General features: G+C 65.6%; 1 protein-coding gene. It reads left to right on the top strand.

The features are described 5' to 3' along the window. Positions 1-407: hypothetical protein (locus BTA51_RS30040; RefSeq protein WP_210404954.1), on the top strand; the 407-nt coding region annotated here is incomplete at its 5' end. Positions 408-508 lie beyond the last annotated feature (101 nt).

Here is a 508-nt window from a genome sequence, read left to right as displayed (position 1 = left end):
TGCAGGGCGTCCTCGGCCCCGGGGCGTGCACCGCCATCCTCTTCAACCCCCGGCGGTTCCACCTCGTACGTGACTGGTCGGGCGACCGAGGCCCGCACTTCGTGCTTCCGCCCACCGCGATCACTCTGAGCTTCCCGGAGGCCGGACCCGACGCGTCGCCCTTCAACGCGGTCAGCTTTCATTTCGCCTACGCCAGCGCGGAACAGCGCCACCTGGAGGCCGAGTGGACGACGACTTGGGCCGACAAGGGGTGGCTGGCTCCTGATGGCAGTCGCCTCGTGCTGCCGGCCATCTTCGGCGGCGACGGCAACAGCTTCCCGGAGCCGGGTACGGCGGCCGCCCCTACCCCTCCCCCCCTCCCCTCCCCCTTGGGTACCCAATTCAACTTCGACCCTAACGTCTCCTAATGCTGTGTTGTATGAGCCATCAGTGCCGGACACCACAATCCTCATAAATTTCCCCGCCACAGATGCAGTGCCGGTGATAGCTCCCGTGTCAGTATTAAGAG

This window comes from Hahella sp. CCB-MM4 (assembly GCF_002260525.1).
Lineage (GTDB): Bacteria > Pseudomonadota > Gammaproteobacteria > Pseudomonadales > Oleiphilaceae > Hahella.
This window is presented reverse-complemented; position numbering and strand designations above follow the sequence as displayed.